The following is a 24,483-nucleotide window of genomic DNA, read 5'->3' as shown; positions in this document are numbered from 1 at the left end:
TACGATGACACGGAGTCCTGCCATGACCGAACGCACCTGCTGCTCGAGCTGCACTGCGCCTGCTGCGCCAGCCGCACGGAAGAACGACCGGCTGCCGCCCGGCACGCAGTCGCTGCGCCTGCATATCGAAGCGATGGACTGCCCCACGGAAGAGGCGCTGCTGCGCCGGGCGCTGGGTGACACGCCGGGCATCGAGCGGCTCGATTTCGATCTGGTCAATCGCGTGCTGACGGTGCACCATCGCAATGTCACGGTAGAGGCCATCGAGCGCCGTATCGCCTCTACCGGCATGAGCGCGCGGCGCCACGATCCAGCCCAGCGCACGCCGACGGCCAGCAGCACGGAGAACTGGTGGAAGCTGGGCGCCGCCGCGATGCTGGCCCTGGCTGCCGAAGTCAGTCACTGGCTGGAACTGGCCGAGCCGTGGCTGGCCGCCGCACTGGCGCTGACGGCCATCGCCCTGGTCGGCCTGCCGACCTGGAAGAAAGGCTTCATCGCCCTGCGCCACCGCACGCTCAACATCAATGCGCTGATGAGCGTGGCGGTAACCGGCGCGCTGCTGATCGGCCAGTGGGCTGAGGCGGCCATGGTACTGGTGCTGTTTACCCTGGCCGAGCGCATCGAGGCGCGCTCGCTGGGTCGGGCGCGCAACGCCATTCGCGAGCTGCTCACGCTGGCCCCGGAGAGCGCCAGTGTGCGCCAGGCCGACGGGAGCTTTCTCAGCGTGGCAGCCAGCGAAGTCGCCGTAGGCAGCCTGGTGCGGGTGCGCCCCGGCGAGCGCCTGGCGCTGGACGGCAGCGTGACCGAGGGCCACCCGGCGCTGGACGAATCGCCCATCACCGGTGAGAGCCTGCCGGTGGACAAGGCCCCCGGCGCGACCGTGTTCGCCGGCAGCGTCAACCAGGGCAGCGAGTTTCTCTACCACACGACGCGTTCGGCAAGCGACACTACCCTGGCACGCATCATCCACACCGTGGAGCAGGCCCAGGCCAGCCGCGCCCCTACCCAGCGCTTCATCGACCGCTTCGCCGCCGTCTATACCCCGGCGGTATTCGCCGTCGCCCTGCTGGTAGGGCTCACCTGGCCGTGGCTGTTCGGCATCAGCTGGTTCGACGGCATCTACCGCGCCCTGGTGCTGCTGGTGATCGCCTGCCCCTGCGCACTGGTGATCTCCACCCCGGTCACCGTGGTCAGCGGTCTGGCTGCCGCCGCCCGCGCGGGCATCCTGGTCAAAGGCGGCAACTTCCTGGAGCAGGGCCATCGCCTGGTCGCCATCGCCTTCGACAAGACCGGCACCCTGACCCAGGGACGCCCCTCACAGCGGGCTTGGCACCCGCTCGAAGGCGCGCTGGACATGATCGCCCGAGAGCGCCTGCGAGCGCTGGCAGCAGGCCTCGCCGGGCGCTCCTCGCATCCGGTATCGGCGGCCCTGGCCCGCGCTGCTGAGGCCGATGGCATCACACCGCTGGAAGTCAGCGACGTGCGCGAGCTGCCCGGCCGCGGCGTGGTGGCAAGCCACGACGGACGTACGCTATGGCTCGGCAACCGCCGCCTGATGCAGCAGTTCGCCGCGCTGGACGAACCCCTCGACGCGCACCTCGCCGAACACGAGGCCCGCGGCGAGACACTGGTGATCCTCGGGGAAGAGGCGCGTCCGCTGGCGCTGTTCGCCGTCGGCGACCCGCTGCGTGAAGAGAGCCGCGAGGCCATCGAGGCGCTGCACCGGCTGGGCGTGACCACGCTGATGCTCAGCGGCGATACCCCGGCCAGCGTGGCGGCGGTGGCGGCCCAGGCCGGCATCGACGAGGCCCACGGCGCCCTGCTGCCGGAGGACAAGCTGGCAATGATCGAAGCGCGTGCTCAGCAGGGGCCGGTGGGCATGGTGGGCGATGGCATCAACGACGCCCCGGCGCTGGCCCGTGCCGACATCGGCTTCGCCATGGGTGCGCTGGGCAGCGATGCCGCCATCGAGACCGCCGACGTGGCACTGATGGACGACGACCCGCGCCGCCTGGCCGACTTCCTGTGCCTCTCGCGGGATACGCACAGGGTGCTGATGCAGAACATTGCCATCGCCCTGGGCCTCAAGGCGGTGTTCATGGTGCTCGCCTTCACCGGCCACGCCACCCTGTGGATGGCGGTATTCGCCGATATGGGCGCCAGCCTGATCGTAGTAGCCAACGGCCTGCGCCTGTTGCGCCATGGCAGGCGGCCAGGCGTTGACAAGCCGCAGCGTGAACTCAGGCATGATGAGACCACCGCGGGCAACACGCTGCACTGAGGGCTGTCATGAGGGAGTCATCGCAACACGCCGAGGTATTGGTCATCGGCGCAGGTATCGTCGGCCTGGCCTGCGCCTGGCACCTGCAGCGGCGAGGCTTCGAGGTCACCCTGCTGGACCCCGAGCCGCCGGGCTCCGCCGCCTCCTACGGCAATGCCGGACTCATGGCCAACTTCGCCATCGAGCCACTGGCCCAGCCCGCCATCTGGCGGCAGGCCCCGGGGCTTCTGCTATCGCCGCACTCGCCCTTTCACCTGCGCTGGCGACACCTGCCCGGGCTCGCCCCATGGCTGTGGCGCTTCATGCAGCGCGCCAACCGACGCAGTGCCGCCCAAGCCACCCAGATCCTGAGTGAGCTGCTGACGCCTTCGGTAAATGACTGGCTGGCCATCTTCGACGATCTGGAAGACAACGGCACCCTTTTGCAGCAGCGGGGCAGCCTGTGCTTCTATCTCAGCGCCAAGGGCTGGCGCGAGGCCCAGGCCGAGCTCGCCGAACGCGAGCGCTTCGGCATCACCCAGCAACGCCTCGACGCCAGGGCCCTGGCGGAGCTGGAACCGGCCCTCGCGGGCCGTGCCCAGGGCGGCATCCTGTTTCCCGACGCCTGCCATGTCAGCGACCCGCTGACGCTGGCCCAGCGGCTGGCCGAACGCCTGCAACGCCGCGGCGTAAACTTGGTACGCACCAAGGCACTGGGGCTCGAATCCCGCGCTGGCCGTATCGACGTCGCTACCGATCAGGGCTCCTGGCAGGCCGAGAAGGTGGTCGTCGCCGCGGGCACCTGGTCGCGACCGCTGGCGCTGGCCGCCGGCGACCGCATCCCGCTGATCTCCGAGCGCGGCTATCACTTGGAGTTCCGCACTGCCAGGGAGCTGGTCAGCCGACCCTGTAGTCCCGGGGAGTATGCCTTCTATCTCACCCCGATGCAGGGCCGCCTGCGCATCGCCGGCACCGTGGAGCTGGGTCACAACGACGACCCGATCAATCCCCGACGGCTCGACTACATTCGCCGTCACGCAGAGAGCTTGTTCGGCCCCCTCGGCGAGCCGAGCCACGCCTGGCTGGGCCTGCGCCCTTCGCTGCCCGACTCGCTGCCGGTGATCGGCCCCGCGTCAGCCCTGCCCGGCGTGAGCTATGCCTTCGGCCACGGCCACCTGGGGCTGACCCTGGCCGCCACCACCGGAAGGCTGCTGGCAGCCAGCCTCAAAGGCGAAGCGCCCGGCTGGTTGGCCGCCTGCAGCGCCGGGCGTTTTCGCTGAATCAGGCCATTCGTTCTCAGCCCCGCTCCTCTATTGCGCGGCGCAGAAAGTTCAATATCCAGCGCGCCATCAGCGTATCGTCCACCGGAGCGGCCAGCGACGTTTCTCCCTCGCTCACCCGCTCGTCGCCCACCAGCTCTCGGCGCAGCGCCATCAGGTCGCGGGAATAGGCCTTGGTGAATTCGGGGTGACCCTGCACGCCGAGGAAGTGCTCGCCGATCTGCATCAGGTAGTGGGGGCAGAAGTCGCTGCCGCCCACGATGGTGGCCTCGGGTGGCAGGACCTCGACCTGGTCTTGATGGCTGACCAGCAGGTCGATGCCCGCCTGCCATGGTTCCATCCACGACGCCCGCGTGGTGACGCGGTTGAACGACATGCCCACGCCCCAGCCCCGCTCGCTCTTGACCACCTCGCCGCCCAGCGCCTTGGCCATCAGCTGATGACCGAAGCAGATGCCCACCAGCGGCTTGCCGGCCCGCCACAGCTCGCGGACGAAGTCGCACAGCACATCGACCCAGGCCAGCCCGTCGTTGACGCCATGCTTGGAACCGGTGGTCATCCAGGCATCCACGGCATCGATATCGTCGGGGATTTCGCCGTCCAGGCAGCGCCAGACGCGAAACTCGAGCGTGGGATCGACCCGCTGGAACAGGGCCGCGAACATCTCCGGGTAGTTGCCGTGGGCCTCGCGCAGCTCCGGCGCCACGTCATCGCACTGCAGTAACCCGATGCGCATCGATCACTCTCCTGTCATGTCACCGTCCCTGGCGGCCCGGCCTGGGGCCGCGGCACTGCCAGACGAATCTCTTGGGCTTCGCCCGAAGGCGTTCAGGACGCAGCCTACAGTCGGCCCTCCACGGCAGCAACGAAGATGCCCCGATACTCGTCGGCGTCGAAGGCGACCGGGTTGGTACCCGACGATGGGTCTGCCACCGCCATGCGCCCTACCTTGTCGGCCTGGCGCGTATCGATGCCGAGCTCCGCCAGGGTGTGCGGGATGCCGAGCCGCTGGCGCAGGCCGAGCACCCACTCGATCACCGCTGCCGTACCCGGCTGATCCAGATTGAGATAGCGCCCCAGGCGCACCATGGGCTCGCCGATGGCCCGCTCATTGGCGCGCAGCACGTAGGGCATCAGTACCGCATTCAAGGTGCCGTGATGGGCGTCGTAGAGCGCCCCGAGCGGATGCGCCAGGGCGTGCATGGCGCCCAGGCCGCGCTGGAAGGCGGTGGCGCCCATGCTGGAGGCGACCAGCATGTTCATGCGCGCCTCGAGGTCGCTGCCATCGCTGTAGGCGCGCTGCAGGTAGAGGTCGATACGGCGCATGCCCTCCACCGCGATGCCCTCGGCCATGGGGTGATAGAGCGGCGAACACCACGCCTCCATGCAGTGCGACAGTGCATCCATGCCGGTGGCGGCGGTGACCGCCGGCGGCAGCCCTACGCTGAGCTCGGGGTCGAGGATCACCGTGGCCGGTACCATGCCGGGGTGGAAGATGATGCGCTTGACGTGCTCCGCCTCGTCGGTGATCACCGAGGCGCGCCCCACCTCGGAGCCGGTACCGGCGGTGGTGGGCACGGCAACGACGGGGGCGATGGCTCGGGGGTCGGCGTTCTTCCAGTTGTCGCCGATATCCTCCAACGACCACAGCGACAGCCCCTCGCGCTGGTTGGCCATCAGCGCCACCGCCTTGGCGGCATCCAGCCCCGAGCCTCCGCCGAAGGCGATCACGCCGTCGTGACTGCCGTTGCGGAAGGCATCGATGCCGTCGAGCACGTTGCGCCCGGTGGGGTTGCCCTTGATCTGGCTGAACACGGCGGTGCGCAGGCCGGCATCCTGGCACGCCTGCACGCAGGCCTGCACCATCGGCAGCGCTGCCAGGCCGGGGTCGGTGACCAGCAGCGGCGCGCCCATGCCCAGCGCCTTGCACGCCGCGGGCAGGTCGCGGATGCGCCCGGCCCCGGTGAGGATGTTCGAGGGGTAGTTCCAGCCCATGGTGAAGTGATCGATATTGTGGTTCATGGCGTTCTCCTGGGCCGGCTCAGGCGTGTTTGAGGTGGAACGACTTGGGTCGAGTCAGCGTCTCGTAGCCGACACGGGACAGCGAACAGCCGCGCCCCGACCGCTTGACGCCGGTCCAGGCTAGCTCCGGATCGAGGTAGTCGCAGCGGTTGGTGAAGACGGTGCCGGCCTGCAGACGCCGGGCAATGGCCTCGCCTGTCGCCAGGTCGCGGGTGTAGACCGCCGCGGTGAGGCCGAAGTCGCTGTCGTTCATCAGCCGCACGGCCTCGTCGTCGTCCGCCACCGGCATGATGCCGACCACCGGACCGAAGCTCTCTTCATGCATCACCCGCATCGAATGATCGACCTCGGTCAGCACCTGCGGCGCCAGGTAGGCGCTGCCCGGCCGCGACAGCGGATAGTCGCCAGGGTCGATCCAGGCCCTGGCGCCGGCGGCCACCGCCTCCTCGATCTGGCCGCGCACGAAGTCCGCCGCCGCCGGACGCACCAGCGGCCCCAGGGTGGTGTCGGGGTCAGAGGGATTGCCGAGTCGCAGCTGGCGCACCCAGGCCACCGCGCGCTCGACGAAGTCGTCGTAGATCGAGGAGTGCACGTAGATGCGCTCGATGCCGCAGCAGCTCTGCCCCGAGTTGAAGAAGGCGCCGTCCATCACCCCGGGCACCGCCTCGTCCAGGTTGACATCGGCGCGGAGGTAGGCCGGGTCCTTGCCGCCTAGCTCCAGGCCGGTGGCGATGAAGCGCCCGGCGGCGTTGCGCTCGACCATCGCCCCGCCGGCCACCGAGCCGGTGAAGGAGACGTGGGCGATGCGGGCGTCGCGAATCACCGCCTCGGCGGCGTCATGGGAAAGGTGCAAGTGCTGGAACACACCCGCCGGCAGCCCGGCCTCGTCGAAGGCCTGCTGGATGCGCTCGGCGCACAGCGGGGTCTGGGCGGAGTGCTTGAGGATCACTGTGTTGCCGGCCATGATCGCCGGCACCACGGCATTCACCGCGGTCATGAAGGGGAAGTTCCAGGGCGCGACGATGAACGACACCCCCAGCGGCTCGCGGGTGATGTAGCGGGTGAAGCCCGGCTTGTCGGCCAGACGGATCGGCGCCAGGGCCTCCTCGGCCATGGCGATCATGGTACGCGCGCGATCCTCGAAGCCGCCGATCTCGCCGCCGGCCACGGCAATCGGCCGGCCCATTTGCCAGGTCAGCTCCAGCGCCAGCTCATCGCGCCGGGCAACGAAGGCATCGACCATTTTCGAACACAGCCGCGCACGCTCGGCCAGGCTCGTCTCGCACCAGGCCTGCTGCGCCGTTACCGCCCGCTCCAGTGCCGCCTCGACCCGCCCCGGGTCGGCCAGCTCCCGCTCGACGTAGACGGAGCCGTCGACTGGAGAAATCGTCTTCTGTATGCCCACTTGGCGTACTCCTGCTATCAAATCCGTTTCACAGAGAAACAGAGAGTGCTTGAACCTTGTCCATCTTGGCGGTTTGTGCCTGAAGGCTTAGCCAAGGTGAGCACTGAGCGAGCGGTTCGCAGGCAAGGCGGAGCGGAAAGGAGCGAGCGGAGTTGACTCCAGTCAATGAGCATCGCGAGTTTTCGCTCCAACACAGCCTGCGGATCGCGCAGCCAGTGCGGATCAAATAATTTCGAAATAGCGGTCGAGCTCCCAATCGGTAATATGGCGTCGGAACTGGCGCTCTTCCCATTCCCGGGTGGCCGCGAAGTGCTCGACGAAGGCGTCGCCGAACAGGCTGCGCGCCGCGTCGGAAGCTTTCAAGCGCTGGGCGGCCTCCCACAGCGTACGCGACAGCGCCTGATGCTCTGGGTGAGCCAGCTCGTAGGAGTTGCCGGTCACCATCTCGTCGGGCTCGAGCTGGTTCTCGATGCCGTAGAGACCCGAGCCGATCGCCGCGGCCAGCGCCAGGTAGGGATTGGCGTCGGCGCTACCCAGGCGATACTCGACCCGCTGCGACTTGGCGCTGCCGGGAATCACCCGCAGCGCGGTGGTGCGGTTCTCCACCCCCCAGGTGGCATCGGTGGGCGCCCAGAAGCCGGGAATCAGCCGGGTGTAGCTGTTCACTGTGGGGGCGAACATGGCCAGGAACTCCGGCATCAGTTGCTGCTGGCCGGCGACGAAGTGGCGCTGGATGTCGCTCATCCCATGGGGCTTGTCGGCATCGAAGAAGGCCGATTCGCCGCTGTCGGCGCGATTCAGCGAGAGGTGGATGTGACCGCTCTGGCCGGGGTAGTCCGGCGACCACTTGGCCATGAAGGTGGCCATCAGCCCGCGGCGCTGCGCCCACACCTTGGTGAAGGTCTTGAACAGCGCGCCCTTGTCGCCGGCGGCCAGCGCCTCGTCGACGCGGATCGCCGCTTCCAGCACGCCGGGGCCGGTCTCGGTGTGCAGCCCCTCGATGGGGAAGTCCATCGCCTCGGCCATGGCCAGCAGCTCGTGGTAGAGCTCGCCGTGCACCGAGCTTCTGAGCATCGAGTAGCCCATCATGTCCGGCGTGAAGGGCTTGAGGTTGCGAAAGCCCTTCTCGCGCACCGACTCCGGCGTCTCGTGAAACAGGAAGAACTCGTACTCCAGCGCGCCGCAGGCGACAAAGCCCATCTCCTCGGCCTTGGCCAGCACGCGACGCAACAGCCCGCGAGGGCAGATCTCCCCGGCCGGGCCGATGAACTCGGCCAGGAACAGCAGCATGTCGCCCTCGCAGGGCAGCTCGCGGCAGCTCTCCGGTATCAGCCGCAGGGCGGCGTCCGGGTAGCCGGTGTGCCAGCCGGTGTACTTCACGTTGTCGTAGAGTTCGTCCTTGCTGTCCCAGCCCAGCACCACATCGCAGAAGGCGAAGCCCTCGCTCAGGGCGTGGAAGAACTTGTCGCGGCGCATGTACTTGCCGACCATCACGCCGTCGATGTCGAACATGCCCACCTTGACGTGGCTCAGCCCGCGCTGCTCGACGATACGCCGGGCGTCGTCGGCGTTTCTTACGTCTCTTGCCTGGAGTCGGCTCATCTTGGCTTCCTCACGCCTCTTGTCGTTGTCGTTATCGCTCGTTGCTTCGGCACTTCAGGCGGGGCGGGCACCAGGGCACCCGCCCCCTACCCTCAACCATAGCGGTAAGGCGGGCCCGCCTGCTGCATGGTCTGACGATAATCCTTGAGGATCTGCACCACTCGGGCGCTGCGCTCGCTCTCCTGAGCGATCTCGTCCCAGAAGGCCAACGCCTCGTCCTCCAGTTGCTGCCACTCCGATTCCGGTATCGAGGTCAGCTCCAGCTTGCCGCCGGTGGTGCGGTAGTGAGCCTCGCCCCACCAGTACCAGTGCTGGCGGTAGTAGTGGGAGCTGTCCATGCACAGCTTGAACAGGGTCTGCAGGTGCTCGGGCACCTCGTTCCAGCGATCGGTGTTGGCGAAGTAGGAGCCGGCCCAGGCGCCGGAGATGTTGTTGGTCAGGTAGTAGTTGCTGACGTCGGCCCAGCCTACGGTGTAGGCCTCGGTGATGCCGGCCCAGGCGATGCCGTCGAGCTCGCGGGTCTGCATGGCGACCTCGATGTCCTCCCACGGCAGAGTCACCGGCACCACGCCGAAGCGGCTGAGGAAGCGCCCCGCGGTGGGGAAGGTGAACACGCGCTTGCCGCGCAGGTCCTCGAGGCTGCGGATCGGGTCGCGGGTGACGAAGTTGCACGGGTCCCAGGCGCCGGAGCCGAGCCAGGTGACCCCGGGGATCTCGCCGTAGGCCTCCTCCCAGATCTCCTTGAGCCCGTAGTGGTGGAACAGCGCCGGCACGTCGAGGCTGTAGCGCGAGGCGAAGGGAAAGTAGCCACCAAACACTGAGACGTCCACCGGGGCGTTGATCGAGTCGTCGTCGCTCTGCACGGCATCGATGGTGCCGCGCTGCATGGCGCGGAACAGCTCGCCGGTGGGCACCAGCTGGTCGGCATAGTAGAGCTCGATTTCCATCTCGCCGTTGGCGGCCTTGTTGAAGGCGTCGATGGAGGGCTTGATCACGTGGGCGGCCAGCGCCGGGCCGGCGTAGGTCTGCAGGCGCCAGCGAATCGGCCGGCGCTGGGCATGTACGTAGGGCGCCGCAAGGGTCGTGGCCCCCACGGTGGCGGCGGTGGCCAGGCCCGCCTTCTTGAGGAAATCGCGACGGTTGGTCATCTCTCTTCTCCTGCTTTTCTGCTTGTTGTGGAAACTGTGGGAAGAAACGCACTGCTCATTCGTCGTACCGGGTTGCACCTCCTGGGTCAGTAGCCGCGGTAAAGATGCGGCAGCCACAGCGCCAGCTGCGGGAAGATGGTGATCAGCGCCAGCCCAATCAGCATGATGCCGACGAAGGGCCAGACGCTGCGGTAGATGTCTCCGAGCGACACCTCCGGCGGCGCCATGGCGCGCATCAGGAACAGGTTGTAGCCGAACGGCGGGGTCATGTAGGCGATCTGCACGGTGATGGTGTAGAGCACGCCATACCAGATCGGGTCGAAGCCGAGGCTGATCACCAGCGGCACGTAGAGCGGCGCCACGATCACCAGCATGGCGGTGTCGTCGAGGAACATGCCGAGCAGGATGTAGGAGAGCTGCATCATCACCAGTATCTGCCACGGGCTCATGCCGACCCGGTCGAGGAAGACGTTCTCGATGGCGCGCACCGCGCCCAGGCCGTCGAACACCGCGCCGAAGCAGAGCGCCGCCAGGATGATCCACATGAACATGCAGCTGATGCCCAGGGTCTTGCGCACGGTGCTCTCGATCACCTTCCAGGTGAGGCGGCGCTTGATCAGCGCCGCCAGGGTTGCCGACACCGCCCCCACCGCCGAGCTCTCCACCAGGCTGGTCACGCCCATCAAGAACAGCCCGGTCATGAAGAAGAAGATCAGCAGCGGCAGGATGCCGGCGCGCAGCAGCTTGAGCTTCTCGCCCAGGCTCATCTGGCGCTCCTCGGCGGGCAGCGCCGGCCCCAGATGCGGCTGCAGGTGACAGCGAATGACGATATAGAGTACGAACAGCCCGGCCAGGATAAGCCCCGGAATGGCCCCGGCCAGCCACAGCTGGCTGACCGGCTGGCGCGCGATCATGCCGTAGAGCACCAGCACCACGCTGGGCGGCACCAGTATGCCCAAGGAGCTGCCGGCCTGGATCACCCCGGTGACCATCACCTTGTCGTAGCCGCGGCGCAGCAGCTCCGGCAGCGCGATGGTGGCACCGATGGCCATTCCCGCCACGCTCAGCCCGTTCATCGCCGAGACCACCACCATCAGCCCGATGGTACCCACGGCAAGACCGCCCTTGAGCGAGCCCATCCAGACGTGGAACATCTCGTAGAGTTCGCCGGCGATGCCCGACTCGGAGAGCATGTAGCCCATGTAGATGAACAGTGGCAGGGTCAGCAGCGGGTACCAGTTCATCAGCTGAATGGCGGCGCTGAAGGGCATCTCCACCCCGCCCTGTCCCCACAGCAGCAGCGAGGCGGTGGCGCCGACGAAGCCGATCACCCCGAACACCCGCTGCCCGGTGAGCAGCAGCAGCATCATGGTGGAGAACATCAGCAGGGCGATCATCTCGTAGCTCATTCGAGATGCTCCCCTTCCAGGCGGATACCGCGCGCCCGGGCGATGTCCTTGATCAGGGTCGAGACGCTCTGCAGCAGCATGAGGAACACGCCGAAGGTCATGATGATCTTGATCGGCGCCAGCCGTGGTGCCCAGGCGGTGTAGCTCTTCTCGCCGTAGCGCAGGGCGTATTCGGTACTGGAGATACCTCCGAACAGCAGCGCGGCGAGAAAGACGATCAGCAGCAGGATGGTAAGTGCATCGACCCAGGCACGGGTGCGGTCGGACCAGCGCGAGTAGAACAGGTCCATGCGCACGTGGGCCCCCATCTGCATGGCGTAGGCACCGCCCAGCAGGTAGTAGGAGGACATCAGGAACTGGGAGACCTCGATGCTCCAGATCAGCGGGCTGTTGAAGGCGGTACGTGCCACCGAGGCGTAGAGCAGCACACCGATCATCACGAAGATCATGAACATGACGATGCGTCCCACCACCCGGTTGAACGCATCCACCCAGCGCACATAGAGCATTATTGTTCTTGGCATCGTCCGGCACCGATCCTGGTTTCGTCCCGTATCGATGCAGTCTTTGCGCATGTAACGAAAAGGCGCAAAGAGCATCGGCAATCGGGACGACGGCACTATGGGTAAAATCGATAGTGCCCCGTCACGCAGCAGACGCGACGGCCGATGCACGCGTTCGACGCAACGCAGCGATTCGCTCACGCAGGCATTTGTGCACTTAGGGCTGGACGGAAACCTCGGGCGCCAGCCAGGGCAGCACCCGCTCCAGTTGGGTACGGAAACGCTGCTCCAGCAGACGACGGCTGTCGCGGGCCAGCAGCGCCGGCAGCTCACCCAGCTCGTCGCGCCGCGCCACCAGGGTCAGTTCCCGGGTCAGCGGCGCCAGCGGTAGCGGCGCCACGGTGACCTGCAGGCTGTCGAGTCCGGCCTGATAGAGACACAGCGGCGTGGTGATGGTCCAGCCCGCGCCGGCACTGACCAGGCGCAGCACGGCGAAGGTGTTGTCGAGATGCAGCCGGGCCGGCAGTTCCAGCTGGTTCAGGCGCAGATGACGCTCGATGGCCTGACCGATCAGCGACTGCGGCGTATAACGCACGAAGTCCAGATGACGGGCCAGCCAGCGCAGGTTGTCCAGCGGGCCGCTCCAGTTGAGCGGCACCACCAGCACGAAGGGCTCGCGCAGCAGGGCATGCCGTTCCAGGCCGTCGTAATTCTCCAGACGGTCATCGGAAATGATGATATCCACATGGCGCGTGAGCAGGGAGTGGCCGTGCATGTGCGACAGCCCAGTGGTCAGGGTATAGTCGCGGGTGTAGCGGCGGATCAGTTCGATCAGGGGCTGGCCCACGGCGGTGGCCAGCGAGTCGACCAGTGCCAGACGCACCTGATGCAGCTGACCGAAGCCGCCGCTGACCAGTTCGCGGCGGGTGCTGCGCGCCTCGTCGAGCAGACGCTTGGCGCGGTCGTAGAAGAAGCGCCCGGCGCTGGTCGGCTCGAGGGGGCGGGTGTGGCGCTTGAACAGCGACACGCCCATGCTCTCCTCCAGATTGGCCAGGCTCTGCGATACCGAGGACTGCTTGAGCCCCAGCCGCCGAGCCGCCGCACTCTGGCTGCCCTGCTCCAGGGTCTCGACGAAGATCTCCATGCTGCGAAGATCGAAACCGAAGCCGCTGCGCATTGCCTTGATTCTCCCTACTGCCCCTGCCTGGTGCGGAACTCCAGCGGTGCGGCCCGGTCACAGGGGGTTGTTATAATGAGAGTTTCATTGCCGACAAGGAGGTCAGGATGACCGCACAGGCCGCTTCCAGCACGGCGCCGGATCGCCCCATCTCCACCTGGACGGGCTGGGGGCAGTGGCTGGCTCTTGCCACCATGACCGTCGATCACCTGACCCGCTACGTCTTCCCCAGTGCCTGGGAGCTCGGCTGGGCCGGCTCATCCATCGGCCGTATCGCCTTTCCGCTGTTCGCTGCCATGGTCGCCTGGCATGGTCTGTTCAATACCCGTAACCCGCTACGTTACGCACGGCGCATCCTGATCATCGGCATCGCTGCCCAACTGCCCTACATGATGATGCCGCGGGCCTCGGATGCCTTCATCCTCAATGTCTGCTTCACCCTGGCGCTGGGGCTGGCCTGGGGCGCCTGGCTACGCGATCTGCTCGCACGCCACCGCAGCGGCAGTCTGGGCAGCGTCTGGTTAGGGGCCGCAGTGGCCGCCACCCTGGCGCTCTGGTATCTGCTAGGCGGCTGGGTCGAATACGGCCACCGCGGCCTGCTGCTGATCCCCTTGTTCATGCTCGCCATGCATCATTTGCACGGTGCCGGGGAAAGCCTGGCCGAACGCCTGCAGGCGGTAGCGCTGGCGGCGCCGGTGCTGATCGTAGCGGGCCTGATGAACAGCTCCGACATGGCCAAGTCGTTCACCGTGGCCACCTGCCTCGCCGTGCTGTGGCTTGCCGCCGGTGCCTATCGCCTGACGCCCGACGTGCCCCTCGCCATGCCCCGTCGCCTATGGCTGACCTGGTATCCGGGCCACTTCGCCCTGATCGCACTGTGGCTCTGGGCCAGCGGCGCGCTGGGCTGAGCCGGCCATTCAGAGCCTAGCCCTCGCCGACCTCGGTCTCGACTTCACTGCCGGTCAGCAGCTCCTCGAACGCCTCGACGCTCATGGGCTGGTAGAAAAGGTAGCCTTGGAACAGGCGGCAGCCCCGAGCCAGCAGGTACTCCTGCTGCGCCCGATTCTCAACCCCTTCCGCCACCACGTCGATGCCGAGATGCTGGGCCATGGCCAGCACCGTTTCCACGATGGCGGCATCGTTGCCGTCGGTATCGAGGTTGCTGACGAAACTGCGGTCGATCTTGAGCTCGTCCAGCGGCAGCGACTTCAGATAGGCAAGTGAAGAAAAGCCGGTACCGAAATCGTCCAGCGCCAGCTTGACCCCTAGTCGCTTGAGCGCCCGCATACGCTCGACGGCATCCTGCAGCCCGTCGATCATGATGCTCTCGGTCAGCTCCACCATCAGCCGCGCCGGGTCGATGCCGTGGGTGCCCGTCACCCAGGTGAGCCCCTCGACGAAGCCGGGCTGGCTGAAGTGGCGCACGCTGATGTTGACCGACAGGCGTGGAAGAACCGCCACTGGCAGGTGCGCCAACAATTTGCAGCAGCGGTCCAGCATCCAGGTTTCCAGCTCGACGATGAGATCGCTCTCCTCGGCGATGGCGATGAATACCTCGGGCGAAACCGAGCCATGGCGGGGATGCTTCCAGCGCATCAACGCCTCAGCGCCGATGATCCGCTCCTGCTCGTCGAGCTGGGGCTGGAAGGCGATACTCAATTGATCCTCCGACAGGGCGCGGCGCAGCGCCTGCTCCATTTCGAGGCGCCAGCTGAGCTGGGTCTGCATCGCGGGCTCATAGCCACAGATCTGGGCTCGCCCTTTGAGCTTGGCCTGATACATGGCGGTGTCGGCATGGCGCAGCACGTCGCCGACGTCTTCGTCGCCCAGCGGAAAGAGGGTGTAGCCGATACTCGGCGTCACACTGATTCGCTGCCCGCCGAGGTCGTAGGTGCGACGCAGGGTCGACAGCAGGCGTTCGGCCCGGTGCTCGGCCCGCTTCAGCTCCATCTCCCGGTCGGCACTCAGCGCCGGCATTAGCACGACGAATTCGTCGCCGCTGAGCCGCGCTGCCATGGCGTCCTTGTCGATACTCAGCAAGAGCCGCTTGCTCACCTGACGCAGCAGCTCGTCACCCACCGCGTGGCCAAGAGTGTCGTTGATGATCTTGAAGCGGTCCAGGTCGAGGAACAGCACCATGCCGACGCGACCGTCATCGCGCCGGTCACGAATGGTGGAGGCCAGCGTCTCGATCAGCAGGCGGCGATTGGGCAGTTCCGTCAGCGGGTCGAAGTAGGCCTGGCGATGAATGGTCTCCTCGGCCAGCTTGCGCTCGGTGAAGTCTTCGATGATTCCGACCCCGCCCACCACGTCGCCCGACTCGTTGCGCAGCGCGCTGTAGAAGGCTCGCAGCGGCGTCTGCTTGCCGCTGACCACGGCGCGATAGGTGCCCTCGAAGTAGCCGGTGCCGCTTTCCAGGGCATCGCGTATCGCGCCGCTCACACGCTCGTCGTTCAGTTGGGTCAGCAGGTTCAATCCCAGCAGCCGTTGCCGGCTGGTGCCGAGGATGTCGAGACACATCTCGTTGCAGTCCACTACTTGCCCTTCGCGGTCGAAATGCATGACGCCGAGCGGGGTGTGGCGGAAGATGGCGCGATAGCGCGCCTCGCTGACGCGCAGCTGCTGTTCGCGAGAGGAGACGATCAGACGCAGGGCGATGTTGTCGGTGATGGTGCGATTCAAGCGGCGGCTGGTCACCAGCACCAGCCCCAGAAACAGCACCACCATGGCGGCCAGCAGCCAAGAGAGCGAGGTCCCTTGGAGCAGCAGTTGCCCCAGCAGAGGGAGCATGGTGGGTAGCACGAACAGCGGCGCCATCCAGGCAACCGAGGAGAGCGTGGTCACGCCTCCCGCCGCGATACCGGTCAGCACGATGGCCAGCGCCGCCAGCTGTCCCTGATGCTCGGTGGTAAACATCGTAAGCCCAGCCGCTCCCCAGAGCAGGCCGGCGATACCGGCCCCCCAGGCAAAACGAAACAGCCAGCGGCGGCGCTGCCGATGCCAAGCCGGCTGGCGGTGGTAGAACCAGGCCAGCCACAGGCGCGCTCCCGACACCACCGCCAGCGCGGCGAACCAGCCCAGGAGGATGCCGGGCGACATGATCGACCACATGGCGGCCACCAGCAGCGAGGCCGCCAGCACGCTCGCCAGGACCGGCTGCCACAAACGCTCATACAGCAGGTGCACCTGCTCGTGGGCCAACCGGCGCCGATGGGAGATGTCCGTTAGCGGCGCGCCATCGAGTTCGCGGTGCTCATCCTGAAGCGGGAGAGGCATGCAAGGGTCCGAGAGTGTAATTGTTAGACCGAACTATATTTACTTGATACCGCCGCCATTAGCGAGCCATCCCCCTCAACGCAAGCCGCCGCCAGCACAGGCGGCGGCCCCACCTCCGCCGCACCTGCTAGGGCCAGGCATAGACACCGCGGTTCAAGGCATCACGAATGGCCGAGATCACCTTGGCACCACGCAGGGTCGCTCCGCTGTAGCCATCGATGTCATCCACCAGCGACTCGGGCTCGTAGAGAGCGAAAATCCGGGTGACCGGTGCGCCCTCCAGACGCTCGGCTATCTGACGATGCTGCAGCATGACCGGATACAGCTCATCGCCCTCTTCCAAGGCCAGATAATCCACCCCACGGTAAGCCAGGTGGCGATAGGCCAGCGATTCGATGTGGCCATCGCGCAGATCGAACGTGACGTTGACCTGAATGCTGCCCCGGTCGGTGAAGGCACCGCGATAGTGTCCGTCGAGCGGCAGCCCCAGCAAGGCGCGCGCCAGACGCTCGTCCTGGGCCGGCGACGTCGCTTCTCCGGCCTGCCTCTCCACCACGGCGCCAGCGGGCTCGCTCGCTCCGGGCTCGAGAGGCTCGGCCGTGTCATCCACCAGTCGGCCGATCAGGTAGCGCTCGAGCATCGCCTCGGCCCTGGGGCTGTGGGGTACACCGGGGCGCTTGTTGTCCCAGCCCTCGGTGGACTCCCGTCCGCACCACTCGAGCAGGACCTCTTCCTCGGTGGGATGATCGGGCACGTAGTCGGTGATGTCGTAGACCCGACCATGAATGGCCTTCCAGCAGCTCTCGGCGCTGCCATGTTCGGCCAGCTCCTCCATGGTGATCGACTCCAGGTCGAAGTCCTCGACCGTCTCCCGGTCGCTGCCGGAAAGCGCATTGACGGAGACAAGGGTGATGAGGCTGGCCACGAAAGCAATGAAGGCGCTGTAAGCGATCTTGTTCATAGGAAATCGAAGACCTCGCTGTGAATGCGTGCAGCGGGAATGCCCTGCTCGATCAATAGCCGCTGCAGATAAGCGTTCATGCCGGGCGGGCCGCAGAGATATATCTCCCGTTCGGCGAAGTCGGGACAGTGCTCACGCAGGAATGCCTCGGTGAGAGGTCCATGATCGCGATGGTAGTGCTGGGTATAGGCGAACCCCTCGACTCGCGCGGCAATCTCGCAGAACTCTTGCCGGTAATAGGCACGATCCGGGTTATTGGCCAGATAGAACAGATGCACGTGCACGTCGGGAACGGATCCGGCACCCAGGTTACGGGCACCGGCAACGAACGGTGTGATACCGATGCCGCCGCCGAGCCAGAGCATGTCGCGCTGCGGGAAGCGCCGCTCGAAGAACTCCCCGTAGGGGCCTTCGATCAATACCCGTGTTTCCGGCATCACAGTCTGCAGGGCGTGGCTGGCATCGCCCAGATCCTTGATACCGATGCGCAGCCGCGAATCTGAGGGCGCCGAGGCGATGGTGTAGGGGTGCTCCTCACCGCGTCCGGCAGCGAGCCGCTCGTCCAGCGGGGTGAGATAGACGAACTGCCCCACCGCATGGCGAATGCCGCTCCCCTCGGGGCGCAGCACCAGCTCGACCACACCGCGGGCCAGAGGCACCACCTGCTCGATGCGGTAGGGATGGCGCCGCTGCGGCGCTACGCCCTTGCGCCAGGCAATGGCACCCAGCCCGGCAATGCCGAGCAGCCACCACGGCCAGGCCTCTCCGGCCAGCAGCAAGGCATGCCACAGCCCCAGCAGCAGCGCCGCTGCCGAGACCAGGTGCAGGCGCTTCCAACGCTGATAATGGGGCTTGCCGAAGAAGCCGAAGGTCGGCGCCAAAAACACCACCATCGCCACCCAGGCCAGCCAGCCGAGCCATATCGCGCCCTGGGCAGGCGGCGGGAACAGTGTGGCCACCGCGGCCTCCAGGGATGCCGGAACCGCCACCAGCCCCATCGCCAACGCATGGACCATGACCAGGATGAATGCCGCGAAACCCAGCCAATGATGCATGCGCCAGAGTCGTGCCAGCCCGCCAAAAGGTCTGTCAAAACCCGGCACCCGGCAACTCACTAGCCCGGCCAGCAGCATCATGGCCAGCCCCAGGATGCCCGTGACACGACCGACCCAGGTCAACCACAGCTCGGGCGGCCCACCCAGCCCACCCAGGCGCGGCAGCGCCACCGCCAACGGCAGCAACAGTGCCACGATCAGGGCAATGTCGCCCAGTCTTGGCAGTCGTCGCATGATCTCTCCCCGGGGCAGAACTGACATCAGTGTCGTCTAATGGCGCCAGGCTTCAAGGTCTGACGCCATTTATCCACACACACTTGATCCATATCAGATGGTGCAACGCCGCGTCATCGAAGCGCCACCAACCGGTCATGCCGCTGTAACGCCCAGTCGCCACTCTCTTCGGGCGAAGACCCACTAGCCTTCGGCAAGCGCCATGCAGCATGCCTCCAGGAGAAACAAGCCATGACCCAGCCTCATCTCCCCGGTCACGTCGACCCCATACTGGCCGCCGGCGACGAGCCGACGAGCAACGCCTCCGGCAACGCCTATTTCGGCGATATCCTGGCAGCGCGCATGAGTCGCCGCACGCTGCTGCGCGGCAGTCTGGCTGCCGCCATTGCCGGGGCCATGGCCACCAGCCTGCCCTTCGGTCGCGCCCTGGCCGCCGGCGTCCCGTCGCCGAGCATCGGCTTCAAGGCGATTCCCGTCGGCGCCGGCGACAGCGTAGTGGTGCCGGAAGGCTACCGGGTACAGGCCTTCATTCCCTGGGGCACGCCGATCAGCGGCAGCATGCCGGCCTTCTCTCTCGATGCCAGCGGCGAGGACCAGGCTCACCAGATCGGCAGCCACCATGACGGCATGCACTACTTCGCCATCGACGGCAGCTCCCGCGACGGCCTGCTGGTGCTCAACCACGAATACGTCGAGCCGCGCTTCCTGCACGCTGCGGCGTCAGGGCTGGCCCTGGACGCCGACGGCTTCCCGCAGCACGAGGACGGCTCCCGCGATACCGACCAGGTGCGCAAGGAACTCAACGCTCATGGCGTTTCGGTAGTGCGGGTGCGCCAGGGTGACGACGGCCAGTGGCAGGTGGTACAGGATCGTCACAACCGTCGCGTCACCGGGCTCACGCCGATGCAACTGGCCGGGCCGGTGGCAGGCACCGAGCACGTGGTGACGAAGTACAGCCCCGACGGCAGCATGACCCGCGGCACCCTGAACAACTGCGCCCATGGTGTCACGCCGTGGAACACCTACCTGGCCGCCGAGGAGAACTGGGCCGGTTACTTCGCCAACGAAGATGCCGAGATCGATCGCCGCCAGACCCGTTACGGCATCGCCACCCGTGCCGAAGGTCGCTACCAATGGCACCGCGCCCAGGGCGGCGCCGACGAGTTCGTGCGCTTCGATGCCACCTCCCGCGGCGCCTCATCCAGCGAGGACTACCGCAACGAGCCCCACGCCTTCGGCTACATGGTGGAGATCGACCCCTTCGATCCGCAGAGTACCCCGGTCAAGCGCACCCACCTGGGCCGCTTCGCCCATGAAGGGGTGATCTTCGCTCCGGCCGTCGAGGGCCAGCCGGTGGTGGCCTACTCCGGCGACGACGCCCGCTTCGAGTACATCTACAAGTTCGTCTCGGCGCGGCCCTATCAGGCCGCCAGCGCCGATGGCTCGCTGCTCGACGAAGGCACGCTCTACGTTGCCAAGTTCAACGACGACGGCAGCGGCGAGTGGCTGGCCCTGGCCCCGGGCCAGAACGGCCTGACCCCGGAGAACGGCTTCGCCGACCTGGCCGACATCCTGGTCAACACCCGCAGTGCAGCCGACTTCGTCGGCGCGACCAAGATGGACCGCCCCGAGTGGGGCGCCGTCGACCCGGCTACCGGCCAGGTCTACTTCACCCTGACCAACAACACCCGCCGCAGCGAAGAGCAGGTCGATGCCGCTAACCCCCGCGCCGAGAACCACTTCGGCCATATCGTTCGCTGGCAGGAGGACGGCACCCACGCCGCCGAGCGCTTCGCGTGGGATATCTTCGTCCTGGCCGGCGATGAGGAGAGCGGTCGCGACCTGGCCGGCGAGCCGCTGGGTCAGGAGGCGATCTTCGCCAGCCCCGATGGGTTGTGGATCGATGCAGACCGTCGCGTATGGATCCAGACCGACATCAGCGAGTCGGTGATGAATACCGGTATCCACGAGGTGTTCGGCAACAACCAGATGCTCGTCGCCAACCCTGAGACCGGCGAGATCCGCCGCTTCCTCACCGGCCCCATCGGTCAGGAGATCACCGGGGTGATCACCACACCCGACCAGCGCACCATGTTCGTCAACGTGCAGCACCCCGGCGCCACCACCAGCGCCGAGGCGTTCGCCGCCGGCGAGTCGGTCAGCCACTGGCCGGACGGCGGAAGCGCCATTCCGCGTTCGGCGACGCTGGTGATTACCCGAGAGGACGGCGGTATCATCGGCGCATAAGCGAGAGGCAAAAAAACAGCGGGCCCCGCCAATGGCGGGGCCCGCTGCGTTGCGTCTTGCGTCGTTAGAGGTTGCCTTGGCGGAACGCGTCCTCGAAGCTGAAGCGCGGCTCCGGCGCCTCGGGCAGCAGCCAGGCGCAAGCGTGTACCTTCTCCAGCAGCTCGCCGTGGGTCGGCGCCAGCAGGTTGACGTGGGCGAGCTTGCGCCCGGGGCGCTCGCTCTTGTCGTAGCGGTGCAGATGGGCGTCGGAGATGGCGAGTATGGCCGCCGGATCGCCCTCCTGGCCGATCACGTTGACCATGCAGGTCGGCATGCGTGCCGAGGTGTCGCCCAGGGGCAGGCCCTGAATCGCACGCAGGTGGTTCTCGAACTGGCTGGTCACCGCGCCGTCCATGGTCCAGTGGCCGGAGTTGTGCACCCGCGGCGCCATCTCGTTGGCCAGCAGCTTGCCGTCGCGGGTCTGGAACAGCTCCAGGGTCAGCACGCCGACGTAGTCGAGCTCGTCGAGCAGCGCGCGGATGTAGCCATCGGCGGTCTGCTGCACTGCCTCGTCGAGATCCGGCATCGGCGCCAGCGAATAGCGCAGGATGCCGTCCACGTGCAGATTCTCGGCCATAGGGTAGAAGGCCATCTCGCCCTCGCGGCCGCGCACGGCGATGATCGACACCTCGCGCACGAAGTCGACGAAGGCCTCGACGATCAGCTTGGGATGATTGATCGAACGCCAGGCCTCGGCCGCCTCGGCCGGGTCGCGCAGCACCGCCTGGCCCTTGCCGTCGTAGCCCTCGGTGACCGACTTGGCCACCACCGGGGTGCCCAGCTCGCGGGCCGCCGCTTCCAGCGCCTCGGCGCTCTCGACGATACGGTAGGCGGGAGTGGGAATGGCCAGGCGGTCGAACAGCGCCTTCTCCTCGGCACGGTTCTGGCAGATGCGGATCGCCTCGCTCGAGGGGTAGACCGGCTTGACCTCCTCGATGGCCTGCACCAGCGCCACGGGCAGGTGCTCGAACTCATAGGTGACCAGGTCGACCTTGGCCAGGAAGTCGTCGAGCAGATGATGCTGATCGGTGTAGATCATGACATCACCGATCCCGGCGCTGGGGTGGCCGGTGGTGTCGAGGAAGGTGAAGCGGTTGGCCAGCGGGTAGCCGGCCAGCGCCAGCATGCGGCCGAGCTGGCCGGCACCGAGTACGCCGATATTCATGTCGCTCTCTCCTCTCGCTGGCTCGTAGGGGTGCGCCGACTCATTCGTCTGCGGGTCGGGGATCGGGGTTGTCGAGCACCGACTGGGTCTGCTCGGCGCGGAAGGCCTCGACGGCAGCACGCACCTTGGCATCCTGCAGACCGACGATCTGCGCTGCCAGCAGGCCGGCGTTGGTCGCCCCGGCCTTGCCGATGGCCAGCGTGCCCACGGCGATACCGCCCGGCATCTGCACGATGGAGAGCAGCGAGTCGAGGCCCTTCAGCGCCTTGGACTCCACCGGCACGCCCAGCACCGGCAGCGCCGTCTGCGAAGCCACCATGCCCGGCAGGTGGGCGGCCCCACCGGCACCGGCGACGATTACCTGCAGGCCGCGCTCGGCGGCACTCTTGGCGTAGTCGAACAGCAGGTCGGGGGTGCGATGCGCCGAGACCACGCGGGTCTCATAGGCCACGCCCAGGCGTTCGAGCATCGCCACGGCATGCTCCATGACCGGCCAGTCGGATTTCGACCCCATGATCACGCCTACGCGTGGCTGCTCGCTGGATGACATTTTGCGGTTCCCCGTGATGAGGCTGGTTGGCGAAGGGCAGGTATTCTAACGGCGCCCGCAGGCGCCGTCATCTTGACCAGTCGGGCAATTGGCCGCCCGCTCGCGCAGGCGGCCTCCGCCGTCACGTCGTCCCGGCTCCGGCCGAGTGAATTTCACGCCGGCTGGCCAGCCAGTTGGCGCCGAGGGCGAGTATCATCACCGCCACCCCCACGGCCTCCACCATGAAGTTGGGATAGAACACCGCCACGATGGCACCGGTAATCGCGATACGCGGTAGCCACGACATACGCGTGAAGAGATAGCCCTCCAGCGCCGCGGCAAAGGCACCAAGCGCCAATATCGCGATCAGCCCGTTCCAGGCCAGGATGTGCAGCGGGCCGCCCATGATGATCTCAGGATTGAAGACCATGAACATCGGGATCAGGTAGAGCCCCTTGGCGAACTTCCACGCCTGGACCCCGGTCGCCATCGGTTTGGAGCCGGCGATCGCCGCCCCGGCGAAGCCGGCCAAGGCTATCGGTGGCGTGACGTTGGAGTCCTGGGAGTACCAGAACACCACCAGGTGAGCGATCAGCAGCGGAATGCCGAACTCGGCGGTCAAGGCCGGGCCCACCAGCACGATCAGCACGATGTAGCTGGCGGTGACCGGCAGTCCCATGCCCAGAATCAGGCTGGCCAGCAGCACCATCAGCAGCGCCAGCACGATGTTGCCGCCGGAGAAAGCCATCATCATGGCGGAGAACTTGAGCCCCAGGCCGGTGAGCCCCACCACGCCGACGATGATGCCGGCCACGGCACAGGCCAGGGAAACCGACACGGCATTGCGCGCGCCCAGCTCCAGCCCTTCGATCAGCTTGACGAAGCCGGCCCAGATCACGCGTCCGGTGCTGGCCAGGGTGACGGGCTGCCCCTGGCGCGGTGCAACGAAGAAGAACCATATCGTATAGCGCAGCGCGGCCACGGCAACCATGGTCACCACCGCGTAGAAGCCCACCCGCATCGGCGACATGTGCATCGCCAACAGCCACACCAGTACCGCCAGTGGCAGCAGGAAGTGCCAGCCCTCGCGCAGCACGTCGCGCATCTGCGGCAGCTCGCTGCGGGGCAGACCCTGCATGCCCTGCTTGAGAGCGATGATGTGCACGAACAGATAGACGGTGGCGAAATACATGATCGCCGGCAGGATGCTCACCTTGACCACGTCCAGGTAGGGCGTATTGGTGTACTCGGCAATCAGGAAGGCACCGGCCCCCATCAAGGGCGGCATGATCTGACCGCCGGTGGAAGCCGCAGCCTCGATGCCGCCGGCCTGATGCGGCTTGTAGCCCAGACGCTTCATCAAGGGGATGGTGAAGGCGCCGGTAGTCACCACGTTGGCGATGGCGCTGCCGGAGATCGAGCCCATGCCGGCGGAGGCGATGACAGCGGCCTTGGCCGGGCCGCCGCGCTGGCGGCCGGTGGCAGCGTAGGCCATGTCGATGAAGAACTTGCCGGCGCCGGTACTCTCGAGGAAGGCGCCGAACAGCACGAAGACGAAGATGAAGGTGGCCGCCACCCCCAGCGGCAGGCCGAAGATACCCTCCTGGCCCAGATAGAGCTGCCCCACTACCCGATCGAGGTTGTAGCCGCGGTGCTCGAGAATGCCGGGCATGAACTGACCCAACCACGGCAGCTCGCCGCGCGGGCCGGCAAAGGCGTAGAGAATGGCGATGACACCGATGATGGTCATACCCAGGCCTACCGCACGGCGGCTGGCCTCGAGCACCGTGACCACGGCAATGCAGCCGACGATGATGTCGGTCTGGCTCCAGAACCCGGCGCGGCGGATGATTTCATCCAGGTAGAGCACCATGTAGCCACCGGTGATCAGGGCCCCGGCGAAGAAGGCCATATCGATCAGCCCGCCCAACACGCCGCGTTTGCGGTGGGGGCCGAACACCGGAAAGATCAGGAACGCCAGCATCATGATCAGCATCAGGTGAACGCTGCGCTGATAGAACAGACCCAGCGGCTGGATGCCGGCGGAGTAGAGCTGGAACAACGACAGCCCCACGGCGACCAGGGTGATCAACCACAGGATCGGTCGGGGCTGAATGGCATTGCCACCGGGTACGGTGACGGGCGGGTTGGCAGATTCGCTCATGCGCGCC

Annotated in this window: 18 protein-coding genes; 4 read left to right on the top strand and 14 right to left on the bottom strand. The window is 66.7% G+C overall.

The genetic code is table 11. The annotated features are described in order from the left end of the window. Positions 1 to 22 precede the first annotated feature (22 nt). Both B8115_RS06140 and B8115_RS06135 read left to right on the top strand, forming a co-directional pair. Positions 23 to 2,281: a cation-translocating P-type ATPase gene (locus B8115_RS06140; RefSeq protein ID WP_010626886.1), complete on the top strand. Its 2,259-nt coding sequence runs from the start codon at positions 23 to 25 to the stop codon at positions 2,279 to 2,281. Between the two features lie 8 nt (positions 2,282 to 2,289). After that, positions 2,290 to 3,540 (top strand): FAD-binding oxidoreductase, encoded by a 1,251-nt coding sequence (locus tag B8115_RS06135; RefSeq protein WP_026037931.1) that lies wholly within the window; start codon positions 2,290 to 2,292, stop codon positions 3,538 to 3,540. A gap of 16 nt (positions 3,541 to 3,556) precedes the next feature. On the opposite strand, the gene B8115_RS06130 is transcribed toward B8115_RS06135, so the two are convergent. The 8 genes from B8115_RS06130 to B8115_RS06095 all read right to left on the bottom strand — a co-directional run bounded on the left by B8115_RS06130 (position 3,557) and on the right by B8115_RS06095 (position 12,806). Then, entirely contained in the window at positions 3,557 to 4,276 is a 720-nt protein-coding gene (locus tag B8115_RS06130; RefSeq protein WP_010626884.1) for a GMP synthase, read from the bottom strand. 104 nt (positions 4,277 to 4,380) lie between these two features. After that, positions 4,381 to 5,562, bottom strand: a complete 1,182-nt coding sequence (locus B8115_RS06125; protein ID WP_010626883.1) for an iron-containing alcohol dehydrogenase — start codon at positions 5,560 to 5,562, stop codon at positions 4,381 to 4,383. A 19-nt stretch (positions 5,563 to 5,581) separates the two neighbouring features. Then, positions 5,582 to 6,967, bottom strand: coding sequence for an aldehyde dehydrogenase family protein (locus tag B8115_RS06120; protein WP_010626882.1), 1,386 nt, complete (start codon positions 6,965 to 6,967; stop codon positions 5,582 to 5,584). A 222-nt stretch (positions 6,968 to 7,189) separates the two neighbouring features. Beyond that, positions 7,190 to 8,569 carry a glutamine synthetase family protein gene (locus tag B8115_RS06115; protein WP_010626881.1) on the bottom strand — a complete coding sequence of 460 codons (1,380 nt, stop codon included), beginning with the start codon at positions 8,567 to 8,569 and terminating at the stop codon, positions 7,190 to 7,192. 92 nt (positions 8,570 to 8,661) lie between these two features. After that, positions 8,662 to 9,717, bottom strand: a complete 1,056-nt coding sequence (locus B8115_RS06110) for a TRAP transporter substrate-binding protein (RefSeq protein WP_010626880.1) — start codon at positions 9,715 to 9,717, stop codon at positions 8,662 to 8,664. A gap of 86 nt (positions 9,718 to 9,803) precedes the next feature. Further along, positions 9,804 to 11,126 (bottom strand): TRAP transporter large permease subunit, encoded by a 1,323-nt coding sequence (locus B8115_RS06105; RefSeq protein WP_010626879.1) that lies wholly within the window; start codon positions 11,124 to 11,126, stop codon positions 9,804 to 9,806. Further along, a complete protein-coding gene (locus B8115_RS06100; protein ID WP_026037930.1) occupies positions 11,123 to 11,650 on the bottom strand; it encodes a TRAP transporter small permease subunit in 528 nt (175 codons plus the stop codon). Before B8115_RS06100 ends, B8115_RS06105 begins: the two co-directional genes overlap by 4 nt. 196 nt (positions 11,651 to 11,846) lie before the next feature. Continuing rightward, positions 11,847 to 12,806, bottom strand: coding sequence for a LysR family transcriptional regulator (locus B8115_RS06095; RefSeq protein WP_010626877.1), 960 nt, complete (start codon positions 12,804 to 12,806; stop codon positions 11,847 to 11,849). A 107-nt stretch (positions 12,807 to 12,913) separates the two neighbouring features. Between B8115_RS06095 and B8115_RS06090 the strand changes: the two genes are divergently transcribed. After that, positions 12,914 to 13,714, top strand: a complete 801-nt coding sequence (locus B8115_RS06090; protein ID WP_010626876.1) for a TraX family protein — start codon at positions 12,914 to 12,916, stop codon at positions 13,712 to 13,714. A gap of 16 nt (positions 13,715 to 13,730) precedes the next feature. Here B8115_RS06090 and B8115_RS06085 read toward each other — a convergent pair whose 3' ends face one another. From B8115_RS06085 to B8115_RS06075, 3 genes are all read right to left on the bottom strand, one after another. Then, positions 13,731 to 16,082: a bifunctional diguanylate cyclase/phosphodiesterase gene (locus tag B8115_RS06085; RefSeq protein ID WP_010626875.1), complete on the bottom strand. Its 2,352-nt coding sequence runs from the start codon at positions 16,080 to 16,082 to the stop codon at positions 13,731 to 13,733. Between the two features lie 127 nt (positions 16,083 to 16,209). Further along, on the bottom strand, positions 16,210 to 17,043 hold the full coding sequence (locus tag B8115_RS06080) for a cytochrome b5-like heme/steroid binding domain-containing protein (RefSeq protein WP_010626874.1): 834 nt from the start codon (positions 17,041 to 17,043) through the stop codon (positions 16,210 to 16,212). After that, positions 17,040 to 18,332, bottom strand: coding sequence for a ferric reductase-like transmembrane domain-containing protein (locus B8115_RS06075; protein ID WP_010626873.1), 1,293 nt, complete (start codon positions 18,330 to 18,332; stop codon positions 17,040 to 17,042). The genes B8115_RS06080 and B8115_RS06075 overlap by 4 nt, the downstream gene beginning before the upstream one ends. A gap of 231 nt (positions 18,333 to 18,563) precedes the next feature. Between B8115_RS06075 and B8115_RS06070 the strand changes: the two genes are divergently transcribed. After that, positions 18,564 to 20,579: a PhoX family phosphatase gene (locus tag B8115_RS06070; protein ID WP_010626872.1), complete on the top strand. Its 2,016-nt coding sequence runs from the start codon at positions 18,564 to 18,566 to the stop codon at positions 20,577 to 20,579. A 64-nt stretch (positions 20,580 to 20,643) separates the two neighbouring features. Here B8115_RS06070 and B8115_RS06065 read toward each other — a convergent pair whose 3' ends face one another. The 3 genes from B8115_RS06065 to B8115_RS06055 form a co-directional block, all read right to left on the bottom strand. Further along, positions 20,644 to 21,783, bottom strand: coding sequence for a 5-(carboxyamino)imidazole ribonucleotide synthase (locus B8115_RS06065; protein ID WP_010626871.1), 1,140 nt, complete (start codon positions 21,781 to 21,783; stop codon positions 20,644 to 20,646). A gap of 40 nt (positions 21,784 to 21,823) precedes the next feature. After that, the gene (purE, locus tag B8115_RS06060) at positions 21,824 to 22,333 is read right to left on the bottom strand and encodes a 5-(carboxyamino)imidazole ribonucleotide mutase (RefSeq protein WP_010626870.1); all 510 of its coding nucleotides are present in this window, start codon (positions 22,331 to 22,333) and stop codon (positions 21,824 to 21,826) included. A 121-nt stretch (positions 22,334 to 22,454) separates the two neighbouring features. Next, positions 22,455 to 24,476 carry a TRAP transporter permease gene (locus B8115_RS06055; protein ID WP_010626869.1) on the bottom strand — a complete coding sequence of 674 codons (2,022 nt, stop codon included), beginning with the start codon at positions 24,474 to 24,476 and terminating at the stop codon, positions 22,455 to 22,457. Between the last annotated feature and the right edge of the window lie 7 nt (positions 24,477 to 24,483).

Origin of the sequence: Halomonas sp. KM-1 (genome assembly GCF_000246875.1) — a bacterium.
Lineage (GTDB): Bacteria > Pseudomonadota > Gammaproteobacteria > Pseudomonadales > Halomonadaceae > Halomonas > Halomonas aerodenitrificans.
The sequence above is the reverse complement of the archived record's forward strand: the minus strand, read 5'-3'. Positions and strand labels throughout refer to the sequence as shown.

Bases quoted from the DNA above. Each gene is read 5' to 3' on its own strand.
- B8115_RS06140 (WP_010626886.1), top strand. From the start codon at position 23: ATGACCGAACGCACCTGCTGCTCGAGCTGCACTGCGCCTGCTGCGCCA.
- B8115_RS06135 (WP_026037931.1), top strand. From the start codon at position 2,290: ATGAGGGAGTCATCGCAACACGCCGAGGTATTGGTCATCGGCGCAGGT.
- B8115_RS06130 (WP_010626884.1), bottom strand. From the start codon at position 4,276: ATGCGCATCGGGTTACTGCAGTGCGATGACGTGGCGCCGGAGCTGCGC.
- B8115_RS06125 (WP_010626883.1), bottom strand. From the start codon at position 5,562: ATGAACCACAATATCGATCACTTCACCATGGGCTGGAACTACCCCTCG.
- B8115_RS06115 (WP_010626881.1), bottom strand. From the start codon at position 8,569: ATGAGCCGACTCCAGGCAAGAGACGTAAGAAACGCCGACGACGCCCGG.
- B8115_RS06110 (WP_010626880.1), bottom strand. From the start codon at position 9,717: ATGACCAACCGTCGCGATTTCCTCAAGAAGGCGGGCCTGGCCACCGCC.
- B8115_RS06105 (WP_010626879.1), bottom strand. From the start codon at position 11,126: ATGAGCTACGAGATGATCGCCCTGCTGATGTTCTCCACCATGATGCTG.
- B8115_RS06100 (WP_026037930.1), bottom strand. From the start codon at position 11,650: ATGCCAAGAACAATAATGCTCTATGTGCGCTGGGTGGATGCGTTCAAC.
- B8115_RS06095 (WP_010626877.1), bottom strand. From the start codon at position 12,806: ATGCGCAGCGGCTTCGGTTTCGATCTTCGCAGCATGGAGATCTTCGTC.
- B8115_RS06090 (WP_010626876.1), top strand. From the start codon at position 12,914: ATGACCGCACAGGCCGCTTCCAGCACGGCGCCGGATCGCCCCATCTCC.
- B8115_RS06085 (WP_010626875.1), bottom strand. From the start codon at position 16,082: ATGCCTCTCCCGCTTCAGGATGAGCACCGCGAACTCGATGGCGCGCCG.
- B8115_RS06080 (WP_010626874.1), bottom strand. From the start codon at position 17,043: ATGAACAAGATCGCTTACAGCGCCTTCATTGCTTTCGTGGCCAGCCTC.
- B8115_RS06075 (WP_010626873.1), bottom strand. From the start codon at position 18,332: ATGCGACGACTGCCAAGACTGGGCGACATTGCCCTGATCGTGGCACTG.
- B8115_RS06070 (WP_010626872.1), top strand. From the start codon at position 18,564: ATGACCCAGCCTCATCTCCCCGGTCACGTCGACCCCATACTGGCCGCC.
- B8115_RS06065 (WP_010626871.1), bottom strand. From the start codon at position 21,783: ATGAATATCGGCGTACTCGGTGCCGGCCAGCTCGGCCGCATGCTGGCG.
- purE (WP_010626870.1), bottom strand. From the start codon at position 22,333: ATGTCATCCAGCGAGCAGCCACGCGTAGGCGTGATCATGGGGTCGAAA.
- B8115_RS06055 (WP_010626869.1), bottom strand. From the start codon at position 24,476: ATGAGCGAATCTGCCAACCCGCCCGTCACCGTACCCGGTGGCAATGCC.